Origin of the sequence: Pseudomonas sp. Marseille-Q5299 (assembly GCF_943737035.1) — a bacterium.
In the GTDB taxonomy this organism is placed as follows: Bacteria; Pseudomonadota; Gammaproteobacteria; order Pseudomonadales; family Pseudomonadaceae; genus Aquipseudomonas; species Aquipseudomonas putida_E.
Genome location: NZ_CALSFR010000004.1, coordinates 101,610 through 117,946, shown reverse-complemented (window position 1 = coordinate 117,946; position 16,337 = coordinate 101,610). Strand labels below are relative to the sequence as shown.

At 60.2% G+C, this 16,337-nt stretch carries 14 protein-coding genes and 4 tRNA genes; 3 read left to right on the top strand and 15 right to left on the bottom strand.

Annotated elements, in window-relative coordinates:
• Positions 1–60 precede the first annotated feature (60 nt).
• A complete protein-coding gene (locus NGJ21_RS13345) occupies positions 61–429 on the top strand; it encodes an Mpo1-like protein (RefSeq protein ID WP_046787935.1) in 369 nt (122 codons plus the stop codon).
• Between the two features lie 3 nt (positions 430–432).
• Here NGJ21_RS13345 and NGJ21_RS13340 read toward each other — a convergent pair whose 3' ends face one another.
• The 3 genes from NGJ21_RS13340 to NGJ21_RS13330 all read right to left on the bottom strand — a co-directional run bounded on the left by NGJ21_RS13340 (position 433) and on the right by NGJ21_RS13330 (position 2,379).
• Positions 433–1,230, bottom strand: a complete 798-nt coding sequence (locus NGJ21_RS13340) for an acyl-CoA thioesterase (protein WP_251962203.1) — start codon at positions 1,228–1,230, stop codon at positions 433–435.
• 76 nt (positions 1,231–1,306) lie between these two features.
• Positions 1,307–2,086, bottom strand: coding sequence for a CHAD domain-containing protein (locus NGJ21_RS13335; protein WP_251962202.1), 780 nt, complete (start codon positions 2,084–2,086; stop codon positions 1,307–1,309).
• A 14-nt stretch (positions 2,087–2,100) separates the two neighbouring features.
• Positions 2,101–2,379 carry a hypothetical protein gene (locus tag NGJ21_RS13330; protein ID WP_012313650.1) on the bottom strand — a complete coding sequence of 93 codons (279 nt, stop codon included), beginning with the start codon at positions 2,377–2,379 and terminating at the stop codon, positions 2,101–2,103.
• 153 nt (positions 2,380–2,532) lie between these two features.
• On the opposite strand from NGJ21_RS13330, the gene NGJ21_RS13325 reads away from it, so the two are divergent.
• The gene (locus NGJ21_RS13325; RefSeq protein ID WP_046787954.1) at positions 2,533–3,573 is read left to right on the top strand and encodes a patatin-like phospholipase family protein; all 1,041 of its coding nucleotides are present in this window, start codon (positions 2,533–2,535) and stop codon (positions 3,571–3,573) included.
• Positions 3,574–3,653: 80 nt separating this feature from the next.
• Here NGJ21_RS13325 and NGJ21_RS13320 read toward each other — a convergent pair whose 3' ends face one another.
• The 11 genes from NGJ21_RS13320 to NGJ21_RS13270 all read right to left on the bottom strand — a co-directional run bounded on the left by NGJ21_RS13320 (position 3,654) and on the right by NGJ21_RS13270 (position 13,356).
• Positions 3,654–5,525, bottom strand: coding sequence for a SurA N-terminal domain-containing protein (locus tag NGJ21_RS13320; RefSeq protein ID WP_115275368.1), 1,872 nt, complete (start codon positions 5,523–5,525; stop codon positions 3,654–3,656).
• A gap of 183 nt (positions 5,526–5,708) precedes the next feature.
• A complete protein-coding gene (locus tag NGJ21_RS13315; protein ID WP_012313647.1) occupies positions 5,709–5,981 on the bottom strand; it encodes an HU family DNA-binding protein in 273 nt (90 codons plus the stop codon).
• Positions 5,982–6,133: 152 nt separating this feature from the next.
• Positions 6,134–8,530, bottom strand: a complete 2,397-nt coding sequence (gene lon, locus NGJ21_RS13310; RefSeq protein ID WP_174141616.1) for an endopeptidase La — start codon at positions 8,528–8,530, stop codon at positions 6,134–6,136.
• 156 nt (positions 8,531–8,686) lie between these two features.
• On the bottom strand, positions 8,687–9,970 hold the full coding sequence (clpX, locus tag NGJ21_RS13305) for an ATP-dependent Clp protease ATP-binding subunit ClpX (protein ID WP_012313645.1): 1,284 nt from the start codon (positions 9,968–9,970) through the stop codon (positions 8,687–8,689).
• Between the two features lie 108 nt (positions 9,971–10,078).
• The gene (gene clpP / locus NGJ21_RS13300) at positions 10,079–10,720 is read right to left on the bottom strand and encodes an ATP-dependent Clp endopeptidase proteolytic subunit ClpP (protein WP_009683825.1); all 642 of its coding nucleotides are present in this window, start codon (positions 10,718–10,720) and stop codon (positions 10,079–10,081) included.
• Between the two features lie 91 nt (positions 10,721–10,811).
• Positions 10,812–12,125 (bottom strand): trigger factor, encoded by a 1,314-nt coding sequence (gene tig, locus NGJ21_RS13295; protein ID WP_046787929.1) that lies wholly within the window; start codon positions 12,123–12,125, stop codon positions 10,812–10,814.
• 246 nt (positions 12,126–12,371) lie between these two features.
• Positions 12,372–12,671: a DUF6388 family protein gene (locus NGJ21_RS13290; protein ID WP_046787928.1), complete on the bottom strand. Its 300-nt coding sequence runs from the start codon at positions 12,669–12,671 to the stop codon at positions 12,372–12,374.
• 239 nt (positions 12,672–12,910) lie between these two features.
• A tRNA-His gene (locus tag NGJ21_RS13285) sits at positions 12,911–12,986 on the bottom strand.
• A gap of 36 nt (positions 12,987–13,022) precedes the next feature.
• Positions 13,023–13,107: transfer RNA gene (locus NGJ21_RS13280), tRNA-Leu, on the bottom strand.
• A gap of 54 nt (positions 13,108–13,161) precedes the next feature.
• Positions 13,162–13,237, bottom strand: a tRNA-His gene (locus NGJ21_RS13275).
• A 42-nt stretch (positions 13,238–13,279) separates the two neighbouring features.
• A tRNA-Arg gene (locus NGJ21_RS13270) sits at positions 13,280–13,356 on the bottom strand.
• A gap of 259 nt (positions 13,357–13,615) precedes the next feature.
• Here NGJ21_RS13270 and folD point away from each other — a divergent pair.
• Complete coding sequence (gene folD / locus NGJ21_RS13265; RefSeq protein WP_039603436.1) at positions 13,616–14,470, top strand: bifunctional methylenetetrahydrofolate dehydrogenase/methenyltetrahydrofolate cyclohydrolase FolD; 855 nt, start codon at positions 13,616–13,618, stop codon at positions 14,468–14,470.
• A 98-nt stretch (positions 14,471–14,568) separates the two neighbouring features.
• Here folD and NGJ21_RS13260 read toward each other — a convergent pair whose 3' ends face one another.
• Entirely contained in the window at positions 14,569–16,308 is a 1,740-nt protein-coding gene (locus NGJ21_RS13260; protein ID WP_119688604.1) for an ABC transporter substrate-binding protein, read from the bottom strand.
• Between the last annotated feature and the right edge of the window lie 29 nt (positions 16,309–16,337).

The following is a 16,337-nucleotide window of genomic DNA, read 5'->3' as shown; positions in this document are numbered from 1 at the left end:
TCGATTGGCTGTGAACACAGGGCCGCACTAAGCTTTGGGCATGACCGCGAGGAACTGCCCATGAGCAAACGACTGCCCAACTTGCCCGCCTGGCAATGGCGCGGCTATCACCACAACCACCGCCACCCGACCAACCTGGTGCTGCACCTGATTGCCGTGCCGCTGTTCATCCTTGGCGCTCTGCTGGTGCTGTCAGGCTTGTTCGCCCTGGACCTTGGCCAGATTGCTGTCGGCATCATTTCCCTGATCGCCGGCCTGGGCCTGCAGCGTCAGGGCCACCGCCTGGAGGCCGAGCAGCCGGAACCGTTCGCCAACCGCAAGGACGCCGTGCAGCGCCTGCTGACCGAGCAATTCATCACCTTCCCGCGTTTTGTGCTCAGTGGTGCCTGGTGGCGCGCCTGGCGCGAACGGCACAAACATCGGCGTTGAATCTCAAGCGAACACTGTGACCGTCTGCCGGCTCAATGCCAGCAACTCACCTTCAGCCGTCCACAGGGCAGCTGCGGCATGCCCATAACCATCGCGGGCGTGTTCCGTCTCGACGCAGTAGCGGCACCAGTCCAACGTCGACAGCCTGGCAACCGGCTGGATGAATTCGATGGTCCAGGTCAGCGTACTGCCTGCTGCGGGCTGCTTCAGGTAAGGCATGAGGCTGGGCGGCCAGGCATCGACCAGCGCTAACAGGTGGGCCTCGTTGACCTGCTCCTGGGCAACATCCCGCAAGCGCACCCAGCCGCCCATGTGCCGTGACTGATTGCCACTGAACGGCAACCCACCAACCGCCCAGCGCAGGGCAACATGGCGCATGAACTCAGGTGTGACGCCTTTGATGTAAGGAAGCTCAGGAGCGGCATCCTCAAGCGCCTTCATCTCCATGGCCGGCACTGCAGGAACATTCACCACCGATGCCCGCCCGGCGCCGAAATTGCCCTGTACCAAGGTCACCACTTGGCCATCCTGAATCGCTCGACCAAGCAGGGTGCTGACGGCTTTGCCCTCGCGCAGCACTTCGACTTCAAAACGGGTTGGCACGTCGGGAGCGGCGGGGGCGACGAAACTGATGGCCAGGGAACGCACCGGGCGGCTATCGGCGAGCTTCAGGCGCATGGCCTCATACACCATCGCGGCCATCAGGCCACCGAATGCGGCACGCCCTTGGGCCCAGTTGGGCGGGACACTGACGCCGTCGGGGTTTGCTCGCACGGCGTCGAGCAGTTGGTTGAAATTCATGGGCCGGCTCCTGCAGCAGCGAAAGGTGTCAGCCAATACTATCGAGCAACCTTGCGTCGAACAGCCCGCATATCGGTCATTTGCCGGGCTTGCGCCGCTCCAGCGCTGCCTGCAAGGCAGCCAGTGTCACATCGGACTGACGCTCGGCATCATTGAGCTCCTGTTCCCAATCGACCTTGCAGGGCGCGAGGTCCGCATGCGATCGAGCCTGCAACAGCCATTGCAAGCGATCATGCCAGTTACCCAAATCGCCCTGGGCTTGTTTTAGCATGCGCTGCAACTGCTTCCCGGCATGATCGAGTTGCGGATAGGCCTGGTCTCCATAGCGCACACGCTTGATCAACAAGCGCAAGCGATGACGGTCGTGGGCCGGGTCCTGCAAGGCTTCATGCAGTTTGCGCCATTGTTTGGCCAGGCGCTTGTCGACGCGCTTGCGCAGTGACTTCGCCAACCCTTCACGGCCCGCTGCGCGCAGAAATAGCGGGAAGGCATCGAGGATTGCCAGTACCCGGCTCAGTTGCGGGCTGGTGGCCACGCCGGCAAAGGTAGCAGTGCGCCCTTGCAGACGCCGCTGCCCCGCTTGGGCAACGCCGCGCTTGATCAACTCGGCCGCCAGTACCTCACGGTCACGTAGCGGTGTGGTCAAGGTACCAAGGGCTTTCGCAGCGTCCTCCAACTGCTCGACCCCCGGCAAGCCCCTCAGCGGTCGCAACAGGCTGCGCAAACGCCTCAGGCCTATGCGCAGATCGTGCAAGGCCTCGCTGTCGGTATCGGCAGCAAGGCGCTCGCGACAACTCAGCAGGCGCACCTGCAAGGCCACTACCTGGGCAACCACATGGTCGAGCATGCTGGACATACAGCGCTCCTCGGTCAGCGCCCGGCGCGCGACTCACGAATGTAAAAACGCGCCTTTTCGGCTTTATTGGTGCAACCTTCGAAGCCTTCGAACTGCTGCTGGGTCTTGGCCCCGGTCAAAAGCGACAAAGCCTTGGAATAGCTGACAGTACCGGCAAAGCCTTCAGCCTTGGCCAGGTCAAGCTCCTTCCAGGCGGCATCGAGCTGCGACGCGCAGCTGTCACGGTAAGCCGTCTTGCCCGCACAGCCGGCAAGGGCCAGGGCAATCAGAGGAAGGCAGATCCAGGCTTTCATCGGTAATACCTCAGAGGTTCAAATAGAATGGCTGTTCGACGCGTGGGCACCTGAAAAGTGCCGCGCCCGGCACGTTTTGCCTAGAGTCTACATTGAAGCACAGGCAACGCTCGGTGCATTGTAGGACCATGGATGCAGAAGCCGGGGATGATCATGAGCAAACGTGTAGCACTGGTATTGGGATCGGGGGGCGCTCGGGGCTATGCCCATATCGGCGTGATCGAGGAAATCGAACGGCGCGGCTACGAGATCGCCTGCATTGCCGGTTGCTCGATGGGCGCGGTGGTCGGGGGCATATACGCGGCGGGCAAACTCGATGAATACCGCAACTGGATCGAAAGCCTGGATTACCTGGACGTACTGCGTCTGGTCGATGTCAGCTTCCGCCTTGGTGCCATTCGCGGCGACAAGGTGTTTGGGCAAATCCGCAAGATCGTTGGCGAAATCAATATCGAGCAATTGCGCATCCCCTACACGGCAGTGGCCACCGACCTGACCCACCAGCAGGAGATCTGGTTCCAGGAAGGCTGCCTGCACCAGGCAATGCGCGCTTCGGCGGCAATTCCAAGCCTGTTCACGCCAGTAATGCAAGGCAACCGCATGCTGGTCGACGGCGGCATCCTCAACCCGCTACCGATCGTGCCGGTGGTGTCCAGCCACTGCGACATGATCATTGCGGTGAACCTCAACTCCACCAACCAAAAGCAATACCAGTTGCCTGTCATCGAGCGGCCGGCAGCATTCAGGATGCGCTTTGACGCGCTGATCAATTCGCTGGGGTCGCGCATGCCGTTTCGGCGCAAGCCCGTCGAGGAACTGATGCGCATCGAGCAGGAGATCACCGGCGAGGGCCTGATTCCACCCAACCCCTGGCTGACCGATGCGGCCGACCCCGAAGCGCAGCAACCGGCGGCGGCACCGCAGAGCGAGGGCGCGCCAAAATCAGCCACAGGGTCGATCATCGTCGACAACGTGGGGCCAGCTTCGCTGCTGGACCTGATCAACCAGAGTTTCGAGGTGATGCAGACGTCGTTGGCGCAATACAAGATCGCGGGGTATCCACCGGACGTGCTGATCAACGTGCCCAAGCGGGTATGCCGCTTCTTCGAGTTCTACAAGGCGCCGGAGCTGATTGCCTTGGGCCGGGAGATTGCGCGGGATACGCTGGATAACTATGAGGGGGAGAAGCGCTGAGGCGAACCCGGCGCTTACGCCCGTGCCACAGAAACGAAACAGGCCGCATCATGCGGCCTGTTTCATTACCAGACAGTCACTCAGTAGCGAGTGATGTCCGCACTGCCTTCGAGCTGCTTGCGGTATGCCGCAAAGTCCTGCTGGCCCGCACGCGAAGCGAGATAGCGGCGGATCTGCTGCTTCTCTTCAGCGCTGGCGGCGGCACCTTCGTTGACACCTTTGAGCTGCAGCACGACCAGGCTGCCATCGGCCAGAACCACGCTGCCATATACCGGCTTGCCCTTGGCTTGCGGCTTGGCCAGGCGGAACAGTGCCTGCAACTCGGCCGGGTCGATACCGTCCTGGCTGCGGGTGACTGCTTCGTAGGCCTTCCAGCTCTGGCCTTCCTGGGCAGTATCGGTAGCGACCGAGCCGTCACGCAGGCCGGCGATCAGCTTGTCCGCCTTGGCCTTGAGCTCGGCGGTTGCCTTCTCCTTGGCCAGGTGTTCGCTGATTTTCTTGGCCACGGCTTCGAGCGGCATCTGCTCCGGCTTGCGGTGCTCCTTGACGCGCAATACCACCGTGGTTTCCGGGTCCAGCTCGATGGCGGTGCTGTTGGCAGCCTCCTCCAGCACTTCCTCGGAAAACGCAGCCTGGACCACGGCACGGTTGGCCGTGATGCCTTCACCGCCCTCACGGCCGAATGGCGCCGACGTATGCACCTTGAGGTTCAGGTCCTGGGCGGGCTGGGCCAGGTCGGCAGCCTCGTAGGCAGCATCCTGCAACTGCTTGCTGGCATCGACATAGCGCTGCTCGACCAGCGGAGTCTTCAGGTCTCGCGTGAGCTTGTCCTTCAGGCTGGCAAAACTCGGGACTTCCGGCGCCTGCTTGCCCAGCAGCTTGATCAGGTGATAACCGAACTGGGTACGCACCGGTGCAGACACCTGGCCATCGTCGAGCTTGTACAGCGCGTCCTCGAAGACCGGGTCATACACCCCCGGGCCGGCGAAGCCAAGGTCGCCACCGCTGTTGGCCGAACCCGGGTCCTCGGAGAACTCCTTGGCCAGTTTGGCGAAGTCTTCACCTTTGGCCAGGCGTTGCTCGACCTCTTCGATGCGGGCCTTGGCCTGGGCATCGGTGACCTTGTCATTGACCTCGACAAGGATGTGCGCAGCGTGGCGCTGTTCGGCCAGGTTGGCGATTTCCTTCTCGTACTGGGCCTTGAGCTCGTCGTCGGTAACCTTCACCTGATCGAAGAATGCCGACTTCTTCAGCTCGACATAGTCGATGACCACTTGATCCGGCGTCATGAACTCCTTGGCATGCTGTTCATAATGGGCCTTGACCTCGTCATCGCTGACCTTGACCGCAGCCGGGTTGGCCTTGAAGGTCAACGAAGCGAAGTCGCGGGTCTGGTTTTCCAGGCGAGCGAAGGCGTCGACCTGCTGGTCGGTCACGAAGCTGCTGCCGGCAATACCCGTGCGTACCTGGCCGATCAGCATTTCTTCGGCGAGCATCTGGCGGAACTGCAAGCGGCCATAGCCCATCTGGCGGATGACCTGGTCGAAACGGTCGGCGTTGAACTTGCCATCAACCTGGAATTCCGGCGTCTGCAGGATCACTTGATCCAGCGCGGCCTCACTGAAGGCGAACTTGGCATCTTCGGCACCCTGCAGTAGCAGCTTGCGTTCGATAAGCCCTTTGAGCGCGGCATCGCGCAGCAATTTCTCGTCCAGCAGTGCCGGGTCGAAATCCTTGCCCAGCTGTTGCATCAGCTGGCGGCGCTGCATGTCGGCCGCCTGGCTCAGCTCGTTCTGGCTGATGGTCTGGCCGTTCACCTTGGCGGCGTCCTGGCTATGGCTGGCGGCCTGGAAAATGGCCTCGAAGCCCGTCAACGCCATCAGCACGACGATGAGGCCGATGATGGTCTTGGCAATCCAACCTTGTGAATTGTCCCTGATATTTTGCAGCATGCGTCCCCCAGAAACGGCTGTACCACTGCGTCGACAACCGCGGAGCGTGGGTAGAATCCTGATAAAAGAAAGGCGCATCCGAGGATGCGCCTTTTCTTAGCAAACGTGTCAGGCGGGAACGTTTGCGACCCGCCTTCAGCGTGCTCGGACCTGGCCAGGCCGGGTCCGGCTGAAAGAGACGACTTAGTTGACGGCGTCTTTCAGGCCTTTGCCAGCCTTGAAGCCTGGAACCTTGGCAGCAGCGATCTTGATGGTCTTGCCAGTTTGCGGGTTACGGCCATCGCGCTCTGCGCGCTCTTTGACCGAGAAGGTACCGAAGCCAACCAGAACGACGTCGTCGCCTGCTTTCAGGGCACCAGTCACGGAGTCAATTACTGCATCCAGCGCGCGGCCGGCTACAGCTTTCGGGATGTCAGCAGATGCGGCGATAGCGTCAATCAGTTCCGACTTGTTCACTCTAAGTCCCCTTATTTCTCTATTGAGTTTGTTTCTAAGTATGTAATGAAAAGCTTATGAAACGTGCGCTGGGTGGCCTGGTGACAATAGCGTGCCGCTTTATAGCAAGGCCCCGAAAATACTGTCAAGGAAAGCCCCCCAGCCAAAAACTACTAATGCGTGCTAATTCGTTCCTTAGCATCGCCGTCGCGCTTTTCATCTTTCGCGACAATCTCAGGAGCCACATCTGGCAAGGGCTCCGGGGCGTATTGCAGCGCAATTTGCAGGACTTCGTCAATCCATTTGACCGGTTTGATCTGCAGATCCTGTTTGATATTTTCCGGAATCTCCTTCAGATCGCGAACATTCTCCTCTGGAATGATCACCGTCTTGATCCCGCCACGGTGTGCCGCCAGCAGTTTTTCCTTCAACCCGCCAATGGCCAATACCTGCCCACGCAAGGTGATTTCACCGGTCATGGCAACATCTGCACGCACTGGAATCTGCGTCAGCGCCGACACCAGCGCGGTGCACATGCCGATACCAGCGCTCGGGCCATCCTTGGGCGTAGCACCCTCGGGCATGTGGATGTGCACGTCGTGCTTCTCATGGAAGTCGGCGGCAATCCCCAGGCTGCGGGCGCGGCTGCGGACTACGGTTTGCGCGGCGGTGATCGACTCGACCATGACGTCGCCGAGCGAACCGGTCTTGATCAGCTGGCCCTTGCCAGGGATGACCACCGACTCGATGGTCAGCAATTCGCCACCCACCTGGGTCCAGGCAAGGCCGGTCACCTGGCCGATCTGGTCCTGCTGCTCGGCCAGGCCGTAGCGGAACTTGCGCACACCCAACAGGTGCTCGAGCTGCTCACTGGTGACCTTGACCTTGACCTGCTTCTGGCCGGTATGTTCCTTGACGACCTTGCGGCAAACCTTGGCAATTTGCCGCTCAAGGCCACGTACACCGGCTTCGCGGGTGTAGTAACGGATGATGTCGCGGATCGCCGAGGTGTCGATCTCGAGCTCTTCATTCTTCAAACCGTTGGCCTTGACCTGCTTGGGCGTCAGGTATTTGACCGCGATGTTGATCTTCTCGTCCTCGGTGTAACCCGGCAGGCGAATGACTTCCATGCGGTCAAGCAGCGCCGGCGGTATGTTCATCGAGTTCGAGGTGCACAGGAACATCACGTCAGAGAGGTCGTAATCGACCTCCAGATAGTGGTCGTTGAAGTTGTGGTTCTGCTCAGGGTCGAGCACTTCCAGCAGCGCCGAGGCCGGGTCGCCACGCATGTCGCTGCCCATCTTGTCGATCTCGTCGAGCAGGAACAGCGGGTTGCGCACACCCACCTTGGTCATCTTCTGGATCAAGCGGCCTGGCATCGAACCGATGTATGTCCGACGGTGGCCGCGAATCTCGGCCTCGTCACGCACGCCACCCAAGGCCATGCGCACGAACTTGCGGTTGGTCGCAGCGGCGATCGACTCGGCCAGCGAGGTCTTGCCCACGCCTGGCGGGCCAACCAGGCACAGCACCGGGCCGCGAATTTTCTTCACGCGCTTCTGCACGGCGAGGTATTCGAGGATGCGTTCCTTGACCTCTTCAAGGCCATAATGGTCGGCATCGAGAATTTCCTCAGCCTTGGACAGGTCCAGTCGAACCTTGCTCTGGGCCTTCCACGGCACCTGCACGAGCCAGTCGAGGTAGGTCCGCACCACGGTGGCCTCGGCCGACATCGGCGACATCTGCTTGAGTTTGTTAAGCTCCGCCTGAGCCTTGGCCAGGGCATCTTTCGGCAGGCCAGCGGCTTCAATGCGCTTTTTCAGCTCTTCGACTTCGTTGTGGCCTTCGTCGCCATCGCCGAGCTCTTTCTGAATGGCCTTCATCTGCTCATTCAGGTAGTACTCGCGCTGGCTGCGCTCCATCTGTTTCTTGACCCGGCCACGGATACGCTTCTCGACCTGCAGCAGGTCGATTTCAGCATCCAGCATCGCAAGCACATGCTCGACACGGGTGGACAGATCGACGATCTCGAGAATTTCCTGCTTCTGCTCGATCTTCAGGGCCATGTGTGCGGCCATGGTATCGACCAGGCGCCCAGGCTCCTCGATGCTGTTCAGCGACGACAGCACTTCGGCAGGGACTTTCTTGCCCAACTGCACGTACTGCTCGAACTGCGACAGCAGCGTGCGCACAAAGACTTCCGACTCGCGCTCGGCGGCGTCGGTTTCGTCGATCAGGGAAACTTCGGCACGGATGTGCCCTTCAACTTCGGTAAAGCGCTCGACTGCACCCCGCTGCTCGCCCTCGACCAGCACCTTGACGGTGCCATCAGGCAGCTTCAGCAGTTGCAGCACGGTAGCGACGGTACCGACGCGATACAGGGCGTCTTCGCCCGGATCATCGTCGGCGGGGTTCTTCTGGGCCAGCAGAAGGATCTGCTTCTCGCCAGTCATCGCAGCCTCAAGGGCCTCGATGGACTTCTCACGCCCCACGAACAGTGGGATGACCATGTGCGGATAAACAACGACATCGCGCAATGGCAAAAGAGGCAAGTCGAGGGTGGTCTTCATGATTTCGCCTCTACAGCGGCCTTATGGCCGGAAACCGGTGGAAATGATGCTTGGACCTAATGTGGGGGCACGCCTGGGAAATTACAAGCGCTTGCACAGGAAAAGCAGAAAGGGGCCCGCATGGGCCCCTTTCTTGCTTGCTGCCACCTGACCGACTCAGGCGTCGGGTGCGGCCTTGGCTTGCGGCTCGCTGTTCTCGTAGATCAGCAACGGCTGCGAAGTGCCTTCGATGACGCTCTCGTCGATCACCACTTTGCTGACTTCCTTCTGCGAAGGAATTTCATACATGGTGTCGAGCAGAACGCCCTCGAGGATCGAACGCAGGCCGCGGGCGCCAGTCTTGCGCTCCAGGGCCTTGCGTGCGACGGCCTTGAGCGCATCACTGCGGAACTCAAGGTCAACGCTTTCCATCTCGAACAGCCTGGCGTACTGCTTGGTCAGGGCGTTCTTCGGCTCAGTGAGGATCTGCATCAGCGCAGCCTCGTCCAGCTCGTCGAGGGTTGCCAGAACCGGCAGACGGCCGACGAACTCGGGGATCAGGCCAAACTTGACCAGGTCATCCGGCTCGACTTCACGCAGCGACTCGCCAACCTTCTTGCCCTCTTCCTTGCTGCGTACTTCAGCGCCAAAACCGATGCCACCCTTGGTGGAGCGGTTCTGGATGACCTTTTCCAGGCCTGAGAAGGCGCCACCGCAAATGAACAGGATGTTGCGGGTATCCACCTGCAGGAATTCCTGTTGCGGGTGCTTGCGCCCCCCTTGCGGCGGAACGGAAGCAACGGTGCCTTCGATCAGCTTGAGCAGTGCCTGCTGCACGCCTTCACCCGAAACGTCACGGGTGATCGACGGGTTGTCCGACTTGCGCGAAATCTTGTCGATCTCGTCGATGTAAACAATGCCCATCTGGGCCTTTTCCACATCGTAGTCGCACTTCTGCAGCAGTTTCTGAATGATGTTCTCGACGTCCTCACCCACGTAACCGGCTTCGGTCAGGGTGGTGGCGTCAGCAATGGTGAACGGCACGTTCAACAGGCGAGCCAGGGTTTCGGCGAGCAGGGTCTTGCCCGAGCCTGTAGGCCCGATGAGCAGGATGTTGCTCTTGCCGAGTTCAACCTCGTCACCTTTCTTGTCACGCTGGTTCAGGCGCTTGTAGTGGTTGTACACCGCTACCGAAAGCACCTTCTTGGCGCGCTCCTGACCAATCACATACTGGTCCAGGATGCCGCTGATTTCTTTCGGCGAAGGCAATTTGTGCGCGCTGCTTTCGGCCTGGGCTTCCTGCACCTCCTCTCGGATGATGTCGTTGCACAGGTCGACGCACTCGTCGCAGATAAATACCGAGGGCCCGGCAATCAGTTTGCGCACTTCGTGCTGGCTTTTGCCGCAGAAGGAGCAATAAAGCAATTTGCCGCTGTCCTCGCCGTTACGGGTGTCAGTCATTCGATCGATCCAATCCGGTAGGCTTGCAACACAAGATGAAGGCAATTGCGGGCTTTTTCAAGTCCGCAGGTAGGCGCTTTGGGCGCCTGCCTGCTCTGGCACCTGGGTTCAGGAGGCCAGTTGCCGCTTGTCGTATACCGAGTCGATCAGGCCGTACTCGGCCGCGCGCGAGGCGCTCATGAAATTGTCACGTTCGGTGTCGCGCTTGATGGTCTCCAGATCCTGGCCGGTGTGGTAGGCCAGCAGCTCGTTCAGACGCGCCTTGATGTTGAGGATTTCCTGGGCATGGATCTCGATATCGGTCGCCTGGCCCTGGAAGCCGCCGAGCGGCTGGTGAATCATCACCCGCGAATTAGGCAGGCAGTGACGCTTGCCCTTGGCACCGGCGGCCAACAGGAAGGCACCCATGCTGCAGGCTTGGCCGATGCAGATGGTCGAGACGTCCGGCTTGATGAATTGCATGGTGTCGTAGATCGACATGCCAGCCGTTACCGAGCCGCCTGGGGAGTTGATGTAAAGATGGATATCCTTGTCCGGGTTTTCCGCCTCAAGGAACAGCATCTGCGCCACTACCAGGTTGGCCATGTAGTCCTCTACCGGGCCGACCAGGAAGATCACTCGCTCCTTCAACAGGCGCGAGTAGATGTCATAGGCACGTTCGCCACGGGCGGACTGCTCGATAACCATCGGGACCAGGCCGCCTGCGGCCTGGATGTCAGAGCTCTGCTGAATATAAGAATTGCGGGACATGTCCTGCGCTCACTCCCAAATAGTCATGGCTTGAATACGCACAAGCCAGCGCGAAGGCTGGCTTGTGGGGGTTTCCTACGAGAGGGCCGCCTTACTCAGCTTCGGCAGGAGCCTGCGCTGGTTTTACGGCTTCTTCGTACGAGACCGATTTGTCGGTCACAGTCGCTTTCTGCAGAACAGTATCTACAACTTGTTCTTCCAGTACAACCGAACGTACCTCGTTCATCTGCTGGTCGTTTTTGTAGTACCAAGCGATGACCTGCTCAGGCTCCTGGTAAGCCGAAGCCATTTCTTCGATCATTTCGCGAACCTTGCCTTCGTCCGGCTTCAGTTCGAACTGCTTGACCACTTCGGCGACGATCAGGCCCAGCACCACACGGCGCTTGGCTTGCTCTTCGAACAGCTCGGCCGGCAGCTGCTCAGGCTTGATGTTGCCACCGAACTGCTGAACAGCCTGGACGCGCAGGCGGTTGACTTCATTTTCCAGCAGAGCCTTCGGCACTTCGATCGGGTTGGCGGCCAGCAGACCGTCCATGACCTGGTTCTTCACCTTGGTCTTGATCGCCTGACGCAGTTCACGCTCCATGTTCTTGCGAACTTCGGCGCGGAAGCCTTCCAGGGTCGATTCCTTGATGCCGAACTGGGCGAAGAACTCTTCGTTCAGTTCTGGCAGCTGAGGTGCCGAAACGCTGTTGACGGTGATGGTGAACTCGGCAGCTTTGCCAGCCAGGTCCAGGTTCTGGTAATCCTCAGGGAAGGTCACGTTGACAACGCGCTCTTCGCCAGCCTTGGCGCCAACCAGGCCGTCTTCGAAGCCTGGGATCATGCGGCCGGAGCCCAGTACCAGCTGGGTACCCTTGGCCGAACCACCGGCGAAGGCTTCACCGTCGATCTTGCCGACGAAGTCGATGTTGACCTGGTCGTCTTTCTCGGCAGCGCGCTCGACGGCCTCGAAGCGCACGTTCTGCTTGCGCAGCACTTCCAGCATGTTGTCCAGGTCGGCATCAGCCACTTCGGCGCTCAGGCGCTCGACGCTGATCGACTCCAGGCCGGCAACGGCGAACTCTGGGAACACTTCGAAGATGGCGACGAACTCCAGGTCCTTGCCCTTTTCAAAGGACTTCGGCTCTACAGCAGGCGCGCCAGCCGGGTTCAGCTTCTGCTCGACGATGGCTTCGTAGAAGGAAGCCTGGACCAGGTCACCGAAAGCCTCTTGACGGGCATCGGCTTCGAAACGCTGGCGGATCACGCTCATCGGCACTTTGCCTGGGCGGAAGCCCGCGACCTTGGCGCGCTTGGCAGTCTGCTGCAGACGCTTGTTGACTTCGTTCTCGACGCGCTCGGCCGGAACGGCGATGGTCATGCGGCGCTCGAGAGCGGAAGTGTTTTCAACAGAAACTTGCATGGATATTCCTCGTTGCACAGACGTTAGCCGGCGTTAGCCCGACTCCAGAATCAAGGGCAAGCATTCTAGTGAGTCACGCACCAGAAGTCACCCCACCCGGGACGACGGGAAACCACGCCGGTCGATTAGCTTGCAAGGCCCGCACGGCGTATCGCCGGGCCTCTATATATATGCAGGGTGCGCAACGCCGTCGGCGGCACGCAACCGTAATACTTTGTCAAACAACTACAGCCCGCAAAAACGCCCTTATTCAGGGTCGATTTCATTGAACTGGCAGTACTCTTCCCAAGCCATACCCAGCGCTTGGGCCACTTCGCGATGGGTCTCCAGGCGCATGGCCTGAAGTTGCTCGGGGCTTTCGGCGATCAACTGCAGCGCCAGCTCCCAAGGCTGGATGCCCTGCTGGTCGGCGGCATCCTCGAACGCCCATTCGATCTGCTGGGCCTGTTCGCGCGCATCCAGCCCACGGATTTCCTCGAGCAGTTGCGGATTGGCCTCGGCGAAGCGCTGAAGCGCCAGCGCCTGACGGGCTTCTTTTGCAATCATTGGATTAATCCTTTGCTGGCCTAATCCAGCCGGTATTTCAACTGACTGAAATCTATCAGCTTTTATTGGGGTGTCGCCAGAGGATTGCAAGGGCTGGCAGAGGTATTGCGCAGGCCTCAAGAACTGCGCGCCCCTGCAGGAGCCGGCTTGCCGGCGAGGCTGCATAGTTACACGCTCGTACGCATAACGCAGAAACAACAAAGGCGCCTGATCATACAATCAAGGCGCCTTCGAAAATATGGGGTGGACGATGGGAATCGAACCCACGACAACCGGAATCACAATCCGGCGCTCTACCAACTGAGCTACGCCCACCATATTGCGGTGTTACGGTACAACCTTACATAAACATGGTGCGGACGAAGAGACTCGAACTCTTACAGCTTGCGCCGCTGGAACCTAAATCCAGTGTGTCTACCAATTTCACCACGTCCGCATAACGCTTAAAACAAAGGCGCCAGATCTACAATCAAGGCGCCTCTGAAGAATATGGGGTGGACGATGGGAATCGAACCCACGACAACCGGAATCACAATCCGGCGCTCTACCAACTGAGCTACGCCCACCATATCGCTTTACTGCCTCACTTGCTTGCCCAAGCTGCCTAATGGCGCACCCGGCAGGACTCGAACCTGCGACCATCCGCTTAGAAGGCGGATGCTCTATCCAGCTGAGCTACGGGCGCATAAGCGTAAAGCCTAACCGAACGAGTAATACTAAAACCACTCATTCTGCCCGACTTCGCCAACCAGTGCTAGGCTGTGCCCGACAAGTGCGGCGAATCTTATAGGCGACCCGTATAAGCGTCAACACCTTTCTATAAAAAATTTAAATTATTTAAGGGGTTAGGGCATTTGCCCGACCACCCGCCTTTGCCCTCGGGCCGTGTCGTGCGAGAATGCGCCCTCTTTATTGTTCCTTTCTCGATGGTTAATCACGCGTCTATGACTGCACACCTAATCGATGGCAAGGCGATCGCCGCCAACCTGCGCAAGCAGATCGCTCAACGTGTCGAGGAGCGTCGCCAGCAAGGCCTGCGCACGCCGGGCCTGGCGGTGATCCTGGTCGGCACCGACCCCGCCTCCCAAGTCTATGTCTCGCACAAGCGCAAGGACTGCGAAGAGGTCGGTTTCATTTCGCAGGCCTTCGATCTGCCCAGCGAAACCACGCAGCAAGCCCTGACCGAGCTGATCGACCGCCTCAACGACGACCCGGCAGTGGACGGCATCCTGCTGCAACTGCCGCTGCCTGCACACCTGGATGCATCGCTGCTGCTCGAGCGCATCCGTCCGGACAAGGACGTCGATGGCTTCCACCCGTATAACATCGGTCGCCTGGCCCAGCGTATTCCGCTGCTGCGCCCGTGCACCCCTAAAGGCATCATGACCCTGCTCGAAAGCACCGGTCAGGACCTGTACGGCATGGACGCCGTGATCGTCGGCGCTTCCAACATCGTTGGCCGCCCGATGGCCATGGAGCTGCTGCTGGCCGGCTGCACCGTGACTGTCTGCCACCGCTTCACCAAGGACCTGGCCGGTCATGTCGGCCGTGCCGACCTGGTGGTCGTGGCTGCCGGCAAGCCGGGGCTGGTCAAGGGTGAGTGGGTCAAGGAAGGCGCCATCGTCATCGACGTGGGCATCAACCGCCAGGAAGACGGCAAGCTGGTCGGCGATGTGGTCTACGAGACCGCCCTGCCCCGCGCGGGCTGGATCACGCCGGTGCCGGGCGGCGTAGGGCCGATGACCCGGGCCTGCCTGCTGGAAAACACGCTGTATGCGGCAGAAGAGCTGCATAAGTAAGCTTGCGTGAAATGAAAACGGCACCTCTGGCAGGTGCCGTTTTTTTGCCTTGGATTCAGCAGCTTGCCGACGATGAACCCATTTGGGTCCCTAGCCGGTCACTTGCGCGCCGCCTCCCACGATTTCAGCAGCTCGTCATAGCTGACCGTCTCGCCCTTGGGCTTCTCGTTGGCCAGTTTCGGTTTTGGCGCCCCCGGCTGGTCGAACCAGTACTGTGCGTCTTTTTCAGGGTTCAGCTTAGGCGCGCAGGTGGCCTGGGCATTGGAGCGCTGCAACCGCTCCATCATGCGGTCCTGATCGCGGGCCAAGCCATCCAGCGCTTCTTGCGGCGTTTTCTCGCCGCTGGCCACTTCGGCGATATGGCTCCACCACAGTTGTGCCAGGCGAGGATAGTCCGGCACGTTGGTCCCGGTCGGGGTCCATTGCACCCGTGCCGGGCTACGATAGAACTCCACCAGCCCGCCAAGTTTGGGCGCCAGGTCGGTCATGGCCTGGGAGTTGATGTCCGACTCGCGGATCGGCGTCAGGCCAACGATGGTCTTTTTCAACGACACGGTCTTGGAGGTGACGAACTGGGCGTATAGCCAAGCGGCCAGGCGCTGCTTCTCGGGGGTGGACTTGAAGAAGGTCCAGGAGCCGGTGTCCTGATAGCCCAGCTTCATCCCCTCCTCCCAGTATGGCCCCTTGGGCGAGGGCGCCATGCGCCACTTCGGCGTGCCGTCAGCGTTGACCACCGGCAGCCCCGGCTTGGTCATGTCGGCGGTAAAGGCGGTGTACCAGAAGATCTGCTGGGCGATGTTGCCTTGCGCAGGCACCGGGCCGGCCTCGGAGAAGGTCATGCCTTGCGCTTCCTTGGGCGCATAGGCGCGCATCCAGTCGACGTACTTCTGCGTGGCATAGACGGCCGCCGGGCCATTGGTGTCGCCGCCACGGGTCACGCTGGACCCTACCGGGTGGCAATCCTCCACGCGGATGCCCCACTCGTCCACTGGCAAGCCATTGGGCAGCCCTTTGTCGCCACCACCGGCCATGGAGAACCAGGCATCGGTGAAGCGCCACCCCAGCGAAGGGTCCTTCTTGCCATAGTCCATGTGGCCATAGACGCGCTTGCCATCGATTTCCTTGACGTCTTCGGTGAAGAATTTGGCGATGTCCTCATAGGCGGACCAGTTCACCGGCACGCCCAGCTCGTAACCGTACTTTTCCTTGAACCTGGCCTTGAGCTCGGGCCGCTCGAACCAGTCGGCGCGGAACCAGTACAGGTTGGCGAACTGCTGGTCGGGCAACTGATAAACCTTGCCATCCGGCGCGGTGGTGAACGAAATGCCAATGAAGTCCTTCAGGTCCAGGGTCGGCGAGGTGTAGTCCTTGCCTTCGTTGGCCATCAGATCAGTGATCGACTCCACCTTGCCGTAGCGAAAGTGCGTACCGATCAGGTCGGAGTCGTTGACCCAGCCGTCGTAGATGTTCTTGTCCGACTGCATCTGCGTCTGCAGCTTCTCCACCACGTCGCCTTCCTGCAGCAGGTCGTGGGTCAGCTGGATCCCGGTGATCTCGCTGAAGGCCTTGGCCAGCACCTTGGACTCGTACTCATGGGTGGTGATGGTTTCCGACACCACATTGATCTTCATCCCGCGAAACGGCTCGGCGGCCTTGATGAACCACTTGAGTTCGGCCAACTGCTGCTCCGGCGTCAGGGTCGACGGTTTGAACTCGCTGGTGATCCATTTCGACGCCGCATCCTCGTACTGGTCGGCCCACGCCGCACCGTGTACGCCCGCCAGTACCAGCATCGCGGCCAGGGTCAAATGTCGCCGGTTGTGTTTGTTATGGAACATTGTGCTCTCCCGTTTGAGTTATTCCCCGG

Bases quoted from the DNA above. Each gene is read 5' to 3' on its own strand.
- NGJ21_RS13345 (WP_046787935.1), top strand. From the start codon at position 61: ATGAGCAAACGACTGCCCAACTTGCCCGCCTGGCAATGGCGCGGCTAT.
- NGJ21_RS13340 (WP_251962203.1), bottom strand. From the start codon at position 1,230: ATGAATTTCAACCAACTGCTCGACGCCGTGCGAGCAAACCCCGACGGC.
- NGJ21_RS13335 (WP_251962202.1), bottom strand. From the start codon at position 2,086: ATGTCCAGCATGCTCGACCATGTGGTTGCCCAGGTAGTGGCCTTGCAG.
- NGJ21_RS13330 (WP_012313650.1), bottom strand. From the start codon at position 2,379: ATGAAAGCCTGGATCTGCCTTCCTCTGATTGCCCTGGCCCTTGCCGGC.
- NGJ21_RS13325 (WP_046787954.1), top strand. From the start codon at position 2,533: ATGAGCAAACGTGTAGCACTGGTATTGGGATCGGGGGGCGCTCGGGGC.
- NGJ21_RS13320 (WP_115275368.1), bottom strand. From the start codon at position 5,525: ATGCTGCAAAATATCAGGGACAATTCACAAGGTTGGATTGCCAAGACC.
- lon (WP_174141616.1), bottom strand. From the start codon at position 8,530: ATGAAGACCACCCTCGACTTGCCTCTTTTGCCATTGCGCGATGTCGTT.
- clpX (WP_012313645.1), bottom strand. From the start codon at position 9,970: ATGACTGACACCCGTAACGGCGAGGACAGCGGCAAATTGCTTTATTGC.
- clpP (WP_009683825.1), bottom strand. From the start codon at position 10,720: ATGTCCCGCAATTCTTATATTCAGCAGAGCTCTGACATCCAGGCCGCA.
- tig (WP_046787929.1), bottom strand. From the start codon at position 12,125: ATGCAAGTTTCTGTTGAAAACACTTCCGCTCTCGAGCGCCGCATGACC.
- NGJ21_RS13290 (WP_046787928.1), bottom strand. From the start codon at position 12,671: ATGATTGCAAAAGAAGCCCGTCAGGCGCTGGCGCTTCAGCGCTTCGCC.
- folD (WP_039603436.1), top strand. From the start codon at position 13,616: ATGACTGCACACCTAATCGATGGCAAGGCGATCGCCGCCAACCTGCGC.
- NGJ21_RS13260 (WP_119688604.1), bottom strand. From the start codon at position 16,308: ATGTTCCATAACAAACACAACCGGCGACATTTGACCCTGGCCGCGATG.